The sequence below is a fragment of the Kitasatospora sp. NRRL B-11411 genome (genome assembly GCF_000721345.1).
Taxonomy (GTDB): domain Bacteria; phylum Actinomycetota; class Actinomycetes; order Streptomycetales; family Streptomycetaceae; genus Kitasatospora; species Kitasatospora cineracea.
Genome location: NZ_JOGH01000192.1, coordinates 1 through 7506, shown reverse-complemented (window position 1 = coordinate 7506; position 7506 = coordinate 1). Strand labels below are relative to the sequence as shown.

The window sequence follows — 7506 nt, the reverse complement described above, 5'->3', positions numbered from 1 at the left end:
CCCCCCGCCCGCCCCCTCGGCACCGCCGACCCCACCACCCCTCCGGCCGACGCCCGGACCGCCGCCGCCGTGACCGCCCGGGCCGCCGCGGTGGCCGCCGAGCTGGAGCGGTCCGGCCGCACCGCCGTCCTCGTCGAGGTGGACGGCGTGCCGGTCGGCGTGCTCGGCATCGCCGACCGGCTGCGTCCGGACGCCGCCGCCACCGTCAGCGCGCTCACCGCGCTGACCGGAACCGCCCCGGTGCTGCTCACCGGCGACAACCCGCGCTCCGCCGCCCGCCTGGCCGCCGAGGTCGGCATCACGGACGTCCGGGCCGGGCTGCTGCCGCAGGACAAGGTCGCCGCCGTCCGCGAGCAGGAGGGCGCCGGCCGCAGGGTCCTGGTGGTCGGCGACGGCGTCAACGACGCGCCCGCCCTGGCCGCCGCGCACACCGGCGTCGCCATGGGCCGGGCCGGATCCGACCTCGCCCTGGAGACGGCGGACGCGGTGATCGTCCGCGACGAACTCGCCACCGTCCCCGCCGTCGTCGCCCTCTCCCGGCGGGCCCGCTCCCTGGTGGTGCAGAACCTGGTCATCGCCTCGGTGTTCATCACCGCCCTGGTGGTGTGGGACCTGGTCGCCACCCTGCCGCTGCCGCTGGGCGTGCTCGGCCACGAGGGTTCCACCGTCATCGTCGGCCTCAACGGCCTGCGCCTGCTGCGCGACGCCGCCTGGAAGCGCGCCGCCGCCGAGGGCCGCCGGTGAGCCGCCGCGCCCGCGAGAAGGCCGCCGCCCCCGCCGCGGGGGCGGCGGCCCGCTGCACCGTCACCGTCTGCCGGGGCTGCTGCTGCGGCACCCCGAAGATCCCCCGCCTCGACCACGCCGCCCAGCTCACCGGCCTGCGCACCGCCCTCGCCGCGACCGCGACCGTCCGTCCCGTCCCCTGCCTCGACGCCTGCGAGCACGGCAACGTGATCGTCGTCCAGCCCTCCGCGGCGGGCCGGAAGGCGGGCGGGCGACCGGTCTGGCTCGGCCTGGTCAACGACCTGGACGCCTCCGCCGACATCACCGCCTGGATCGAGGCGGGCGGCCCCGGCCTCGCCGACATGCCCGCGATCCTCGACCTGTACGCCTTCAGCCCCTCCCGCCGCATCCGCGAGCAGCTCGGCGACTGACCCCGCCCCCGGGCCCCTCGACGCGGGCCCCTCGACGCGGACCCGCCAGGCATGTCCACTCCCCTGGCAGAACTAGTGCCGCATCAGGCAACGTTCGCCCCGTCGTGAGGTGTCGCCCGGTTGCTGTGCCGGGTGGCACCGGACCCTCGGAATGATCACGTGGCTGAACGCGTGCAGGTCCGTGAGATCGATGACGACGAGGGCAGACGGCTGCTGCGGATCGTCCGCCGGGGCACCGGGTCGGTGGTGACCTGGCGCTGGGCCCAGATGGTGCTGCTGTCCGCCCAGCGCATGCCCGTGGCGAAGATCGCCGAGGTCACGTTCACCAGCACGGACCGGGTCCGCGACGTGATCCACAACTTCAACGCCGACGGCTTCGAATCGCTCTACCCGAAATACAAGGGCGGACGGCCCAGGACGTTCACCCTGCCCGAGCGCCGCGAGATCAAGAAGACTGCCAAGTCCAGGCCGACCGAGCACGGCCTGCCCTTCTCGACCTGGAGCCTGGCCAAACTGGCCGACTTCCTGGTCGCCGAGGGGGTGGTCGGCGACATCAGCCACGAGGGCCTGCGCATCCTGCTCCGCGAGGAAGGCGTCTCCTTTCAACGCGTGAAGACCTGGAAGACCTCCCGCGCCCCCGACTGCGCCACGAAGAAGGCCCGCGTCGAACACCTCTACGCCATCGCCGACGGCGAGGTCGTGCCCGAGGAGGGCGAGCCCGAAGTCATCTTCTGCCTGGATGAGTTCGGGCCGCTCAACCTCCAGCCCCACCCCGGCCGGCAGTGGGCCGAACGCGGAGGCAAGGGCAAGGACCCCGGCCGCAGGCCCAGACCCCGGCGGCGGGCCACCTACACCCGACCGCATGGGGTGCGGCACCTGTTCGCCGCCTACGACCTCGCCAAGGACCAGCTCTACGGTCACGTCAAGAAGACCAAGAACCGGTCCAAGTTCCTGGAGTTCTGCCGCTACCTGCGCTCGCTGCACCCGTCGGACGTTCGGATCGCGATCGTCTGTGACAACTACTCGCCGCACCTGACCACCAAGCGGTGCCAGCGGGTCGGGACGTGGGCGGCGGCGAACAACGTCGAGATGGCCTACACCCCCACCAACAGCTCCTGGCTGAACCGGATCGAGGCCCAGTTCACCGCCCTGCGCTACTTCGCCCTCGACGGCACCGACCACCCCAGCCACAAGGCCCAGGGCAGCATGATCCGCCGCTACATCATCTGGCGGAACAAGCACGCCGCCGACCAGCATCTACGCGAAATCATCACCAGGACGAACTTCGCTTGACGCAGTGCCAAGGCCGCATAGCGACGCCGCCACCTGTCAACTACTGCGTGCTGCCGTCGTCGAGTCCGGCGATGACTCTGAGGTCCGCTTCGGACATGCCCAGGATCCCGGCGATCAGGCTGACCTGCAGAAAAGTCGGATTGTGCCCGCGGCGGAGCATGTGAATGGTGGACATCGACAGTCCGGCAGCCATGGCCATGTGCCTGACTGGAATCCCGCGTAGGTCCATCAATCCGGCGAGCATCCGTCCGAACGGGTGCGGCTCCGACTCCCCGGCAGGGGCAACGGCCGGGCCGATCACCACGTCACCGATCTTGGCCTGGAATCGGACCAGCCTGCCGCCCGTGAACCCGACCTTCGCGACGAACGGCAGGCTCTCACCGTTGCCAGAAACGACCGTTCCCGGGATCGACACCTCGGTGAACCGTATGGCGGGATCACAGAGGTGATCCCCGGTCTCTACAGGCCATCCCGGCTCGACGTGATCGACCTTCCAGTCACGGTTCCACCATGGAAGGTCCTGCAGCAGCTCGTTGAAGAAGGGCAGCAGGACCGTTATGTCCACCGGGTCCGGAGGATTCTTCTGCCCCACCCACAAGACATCGGGCCAGTACCGCAGTGCCGCGATCACGTCTGCCGTCAGCGCACGGTTGGTAGCCTCCACGGCCATACTCTCCCCCAGTCGACGGAGCAGTCTCCCATGAACCAGGCAAACGTTGCCTGACGCGGCACTAGGAGTTGCCTCCGGGAGTGGACCCTCCGGGGTCCGCGCCCGAGTCCGGGTCCGCATCCGGCCGCCCGCGTGCCGGGAGGCCGTGCGAGGCCGCGAGGCGGTCGAATGCCGCACCGAGGGCGTCCCGCTCGGCGGGGGTGAGGCCGGCGGTGAGTTCCGCGTCGAGCGCGACCGCCTGGGCCGTGCACCGGGCGAGCAGGTCGCGGCCCCGGGCGGTGAGGTGCAGGAGCTGGCGGCGGCGGTCGGCCGGGTCGCGGAGCCGCTCGATCGCGCCCGCGGACTCCAGGTGGTCGGCGAGGGACACCACCAGGCTGGGCGCCACCCGCATCACCTTGGCGATCTCCAACTGCGAGGCGCCCAGCCCCGCGTCGAGGACGCTCAGCAGGGCGACGTGCTTGGGCTTCAGGCCGTGGGCGATCAGGGCCGCCGCGTGCCGGTCGGCGACCAGCGCGCCCAGGACGCCGAACCGGAAGCTGAGTGTCTCGACCCACTTGACGTCGTTCACGAGAAGCATGCTACCTTCGCCAAATCGTTCTAGCCCTGAATGATTTGGAGTGAGAACAGTGCTCGATCACCGCACCGTGCAGCTCGTCTTCGCCGACCTGCAGGACAGCATCGTGGCCCTGAGCCGCACGAACGACCCGGGCACCATCAGGCGCTCCGCCGGAGTGCTGGGCCGGCTCGCCCGGACGCTGGACATCCCGTTCACCGTGTCGGCCGCACCCCGGCCCGGCGGCCCCGGCGTCATCGCCGAACTCCCCGCCGCCACGCCGTTCGTGCGCAGCGGCCCGTGCTGCTGGGACGACGCGCCCTGGCGCCGGGAGATCGCCGCCAACGCCCGCACCACGCTGGCCCTCTGCGGCGTGACCTCGGAGATCGTGGTCCTGCACACCGCGCTCGACGCCCTGGCCGACGGCTACGCGGTGACCGTCCTGGTCGACGCGAGCGGCGGCATGTCGGAGCGCACCGAGAACGCGGCCTTCGACCGGATCCGGACGGCGGGCGGCACCGTGACGTCGGTGGCGAGCTTCGCCACCGACCTGGTGCGCGACTTCACCGACCCCACCGGCCGCGAGGCCCTCACCGCCCTGCACGGCCTGCTGGGCCAGTAGTGCTTTGCCAGGTGCTGCGAGGCGCCCGGGCGGGTTGGGTGCTCGGCAGTTCGCTGCCGGTGTGACTCCGGACGAACTTGCAGTGGTACGTGATGAGTTGGAGGCGTTCCCAGCGGAGGCGTCCGCTCCGCCGCGAGGCTCGGATCAACGGGGCAGCGGCCCGGCCCACCGGCAGGGCCTGCCGCCGAACGGGCGGTGCACGTCGATACGGCCGATGGCCGAGCGGCTCGGAATCGACCACCAGCGCCCTCGACAGTCCGTCTCCGCATCGACGTGGTCCGTCGAGGAGGCCAGATCGCGGCCGGCCCACTGGGCCGCGGGGGCGCTCACCCCGCAGGCCCAAGTGGTCGACGAACTCGCCGCCCGGGCCTCGCGCCGCCGGTGGTGGTCGCGGACGCCGGCTACGGCGGCAACGCCCCCTCCCGCACCGCCCTGGACGAAGCCGGTTTCCGGTGCCCGATGTCGCACTGCCCGGCGTCGCGGGCACATCAGATCCGTGCACCACTGCTGCACATCAAACCGGGGTCGTTCGCCGCCCGCGCTCATTGGCCACTCCGCACACGCCCTACCCCGTAGCAGCCCGAAGGCGTCGCGTACCGCGCGCTCAAGCCTGCCGTGGACCACCTCGAAGAATCCCGCCGGGCCCGCTGAACACGGTTGTGCCCCGCCGCACTGCTCGCGGCGGGGCACACGTACATCCGTCTCACATCACGGTGCCGCGTACCGAGTCACCTTCGACACCTTGCACGACGCCTTCCCCTTCACCTCCGCCGTCCCCGCCGCCTTCACATTCGCGGCCTGACCTGCCGCCAGGTTGTTCGTCGCCGCGATGCCCTCCGCGAGACGCGTCCCACCGGCGTCGACGAACTCGATGTTGACGATGTAGTTCGAGCTCTTCGACGAGTGGTTCGTGATCTTCAAGTCTGCAGACGGCCAGTGCAAAGTCGGGTCAACCTGGCAGGACACGATCTCCACATCGCCGTTCGCATCGTCACCACCCGCAGCCGGGGGCGCAGCAGCGGGCTGGGACGCCTGCACGGACGCGCCGGCCCCGGCGCTGGTGGTGCTGGTCTTCGTAGTGCTGGTGGCGGCCGGGTCGCACGCGACAACGGTTGCTGCGGCGAGGAGCAGGCCGGCGGTGGTGAGAGCGGTACGGCGCACGTTCAACGGTTCCCCAGGGGTGGCGGTTCGGTGGTCGGACGAGAGGGACCGTAGCGACCGTGGAGGAGTAGTGTGCGCGATGTGTCCGGACCGTGACCAGAACGACTGCTCGCGGGCCCAGGAAGGATCGACGTCCAAGAACACTGCGATGCCCTGGGAGTCGAGGTCTCCTCCCTCTCCGAGGTGGTGCGGCTGGGACGAGGATCAGGTCCGGACCGGCGTGCGGGTGGCGACGCTGATCGGCCGGAAGTTCCACGTGGCCCACAGCGGCCCGGGCGCCGATCGTGCTGGTCCGGGGCCGACTCGCGCCCTCGTCCGCAACCGGCTCAAACGGCTCCAGTGCCGCCTCGACACCCTCGACGGCTTCCTCGCCGGAACCGGACCATCCCTCGACCTCCCGCCGTCACCGCCACCGCCTGAAAGCGCCAGTAGTGCTGCTCAGCCGGTATCCCGATGGGGTCGAGGCTCACCGGGCGCGCACCGGTCGATCACGGCCCTTCAGCTGGTGGGATCGCCGGTTCCGCCGTCTCGGCCGCCCGGATCTTCTCGACGGCCACCCACAGGTCCCGTGCGTCCACGACTGCCAACAGGCCGAAACGGATCAGCCGCCCGAGATCACCCTGAGAGCACGTCAGGATGCCGTCGATCAGTTCCTCGGTCGGCGCGATCTCTTGATAGGCGTCGTGCCACGCGCGCTCGACGAGTTCCAACAGGTCGAGCGCCGCAGGGGTCTCGTCCTTGCCGAACACCGCCTCGACTCTCGCCATCCGCAGCGCCTGACGGGCTGCCCTTCCCACCACCACGAGCCTGTCCTTCTCACGGAGTTGATGCCGACGGGTACACACTTCCATGCCTGGCGCCGAGTACGGCACCAGGCGGCTCACCCGCTGGCGCTGGCCCACGTCCGGAGGCTCGTCGCCCTCGGCAAACAGCCCGGCAGCCTCCAGGCACACCGCACACCGCACACCGCACACCGCCTCGTGGCGATCACGTGCCTCCGCCGACGCCGACCGCGCCCGCACGGGGGAGAAACCCGAGGTCGCGCTCGGCCCCCGGCGCCTCGGCCCGACGCTCGGCTTCCTCGGCTACTCCCTCCGGAAGAACGGCCTGCGCACCCGCCACGTCGGCGAAGTCACCGAGATCGGCGACGGCGACGTGCTGGACCTGCCCGGCAGCCCGCTGATCGTGGGCATGCCGGGCCACTCCCCGGGGAGCGTGGCCGTGCACGTCCCGCTCGCCGACGCGGTCGCCGTCGGGGACGCGCTGACCACCCGTCACGTCCTCACCGGGCGCACCGGCCCCCAGCCCGCCCCCTTCACCGACGACCCGGCCCTGGCGCTCTCCTCCCTCGACCGGATCGCCGGCCTGCCCGCGTCCTGGGTGCTCCCCGGCCACGGCGCCCCCTGGCGCACCTCCCCGGCCCGGGTGGGCGAGGCGGTCCGGTCGGCCGCCGACGCCGACCGCCCCTGACGCCCCGTCCGCCGTCCGCCGCCCGCCGCACCGGGCGGCTCCGGCCTCGGCCATGGCTCCGGCCCTGGTCACAACTCGGGGTAGTAGCCCCGCTGGTAGGCGGACAGGTCGGAGACGGCCAGTTGGCCGCCGCCCCGGCAGATGGGGCAGACGCGACGTCCGAAGCACGCGGGGCAGCGCCGGCGCCCGGGCGGTGCGTCCGGGAACCAGCCGCGCCCGCCGCACCGGTCGCAGGCGCCGAGGCCGTCGCACTCGTAGCAGAGCACGAAGCCGGGCGTGACCGTCCCCGGCGTCCGGACCGGTTCCGGCGGGCGGAACTCCACCGGTTCGCGCCGGTCGACGGCCTCCGACCCGCCGGGCGGCGGCAGGCCGGGGCCTACGCCCGGGGCCGGGGCCGACTGCTCCGCCGACCCGACCAGCCTCGCCCGCCGGACGCGTTCCGCCCGCTCCGACTCCTCGTACGCACCCGGCACTTCTTCCATGGCACGCCCCCTTCCCCGCCCCAACCTGCCGAACCCCGACCGAACAGATCCCAACCCACCGGACCCCGACCCACCCAACCCCGGACGGGCCGGACCCCAAC

Annotated in this window: 10 protein-coding genes; 5 read left to right on the top strand and 5 right to left on the bottom strand. The window is 72.0% G+C overall.

All coding sequences use genetic code 11. From position 1 onward, the window contains the following. From IH44_RS0138035 to IH44_RS0138025, 3 genes are all read left to right on the top strand, one after another. Positions 1 to 744 (top strand): HAD-IC family P-type ATPase (locus IH44_RS0138035; protein WP_030464424.1); only part of this gene is annotated, 744 nt, incomplete at its 5' end. Next, positions 741 to 1154 (top strand): hypothetical protein, encoded by a 414-nt coding sequence (locus IH44_RS0138030; RefSeq protein WP_030464423.1) that lies wholly within the window; start codon positions 741 to 743, stop codon positions 1152 to 1154. The genes IH44_RS0138035 and IH44_RS0138030, both read left to right, overlap by 4 nt. Before the next feature lie 159 nt (positions 1155 to 1313). Then, positions 1314 to 2447, top strand: a complete 1134-nt coding sequence (locus tag IH44_RS0138025) for an IS630 family transposase (RefSeq protein ID WP_030464422.1) — start codon at positions 1314 to 1316, stop codon at positions 2445 to 2447. Between the two features lie 40 nt (positions 2448 to 2487). On the opposite strand, the gene IH44_RS0138020 is transcribed toward IH44_RS0138025, so the two are convergent. Next, positions 2488 to 3117: a helix-turn-helix domain-containing protein gene (locus IH44_RS0138020; protein ID WP_232795253.1), complete on the bottom strand. Its 630-nt coding sequence runs from the start codon at positions 3115 to 3117 to the stop codon at positions 2488 to 2490. 61 nt (positions 3118 to 3178) lie between these two features. Continuing rightward, positions 3179 to 3694 (bottom strand): MarR family winged helix-turn-helix transcriptional regulator, encoded by a 516-nt coding sequence (locus IH44_RS0138015; RefSeq protein WP_081967367.1) that lies wholly within the window; start codon positions 3692 to 3694, stop codon positions 3179 to 3181. Between the two features lie 49 nt (positions 3695 to 3743). Between IH44_RS0138015 and IH44_RS0138010 the strand changes: the two genes are divergently transcribed. After that, positions 3744 to 4292: an isochorismatase family protein gene (locus IH44_RS0138010; protein ID WP_232795252.1), complete on the top strand. Its 549-nt coding sequence runs from the start codon at positions 3744 to 3746 to the stop codon at positions 4290 to 4292. A 708-nt stretch (positions 4293 to 5000) separates the two neighbouring features. Here the strand turns inward: IH44_RS0138010 and IH44_RS0138005 are convergent. Both IH44_RS0138005 and IH44_RS0138000 read right to left on the bottom strand, forming a co-directional pair. Further along, complete coding sequence (locus IH44_RS0138005) at positions 5001 to 5453, bottom strand: FxLYD domain-containing protein (protein WP_051818190.1); 453 nt, start codon at positions 5451 to 5453, stop codon at positions 5001 to 5003. A gap of 488 nt (positions 5454 to 5941) precedes the next feature. Continuing rightward, positions 5942 to 6202 carry a hypothetical protein gene (locus tag IH44_RS0138000; protein ID WP_157852610.1) on the bottom strand — a complete coding sequence of 87 codons (261 nt, stop codon included), beginning with the start codon at positions 6200 to 6202 and terminating at the stop codon, positions 5942 to 5944. Between the two features lie 100 nt (positions 6203 to 6302). Here IH44_RS0138000 and IH44_RS0137995 point away from each other — a divergent pair, with 100 nt between their 5' ends. After that, positions 6303 to 6923 (top strand): MBL fold metallo-hydrolase, encoded by a 621-nt coding sequence (locus IH44_RS0137995; protein ID WP_081967366.1) that lies wholly within the window; start codon positions 6303 to 6305, stop codon positions 6921 to 6923. A gap of 68 nt (positions 6924 to 6991) precedes the next feature. Here the strand turns inward: IH44_RS0137995 and IH44_RS43465 are convergent, their stop codons facing one another. Beyond that, complete coding sequence (locus tag IH44_RS43465) at positions 6992 to 7405, bottom strand: hypothetical protein (protein ID WP_157852609.1); 414 nt, start codon at positions 7403 to 7405, stop codon at positions 6992 to 6994. Between the last annotated feature and the right edge of the window lie 101 nt (positions 7406 to 7506).

What these genes read in the sequence shown, in the direction of transcription:
- IH44_RS0137995 (WP_081967366.1), top strand. Translation starts at nt 6,303, where the DNA reads ATGCCTGGCGCCGAGTACGGCACCAGGCGGCTCACCCGCTGGCGCTGG.
- IH44_RS0138020 (WP_232795253.1), bottom strand. Translation starts at nt 3,117, where the DNA reads ATGGCCGTGGAGGCTACCAACCGTGCGCTGACGGCAGACGTGATCGCG.
- IH44_RS43465 (WP_157852609.1), bottom strand. Translation starts at nt 7,405, where the DNA reads ATGGAAGAAGTGCCGGGTGCGTACGAGGAGTCGGAGCGGGCGGAACGC.
- IH44_RS0138015 (WP_081967367.1), bottom strand. Translation starts at nt 3,694, where the DNA reads ATGCTTCTCGTGAACGACGTCAAGTGGGTCGAGACACTCAGCTTCCGG.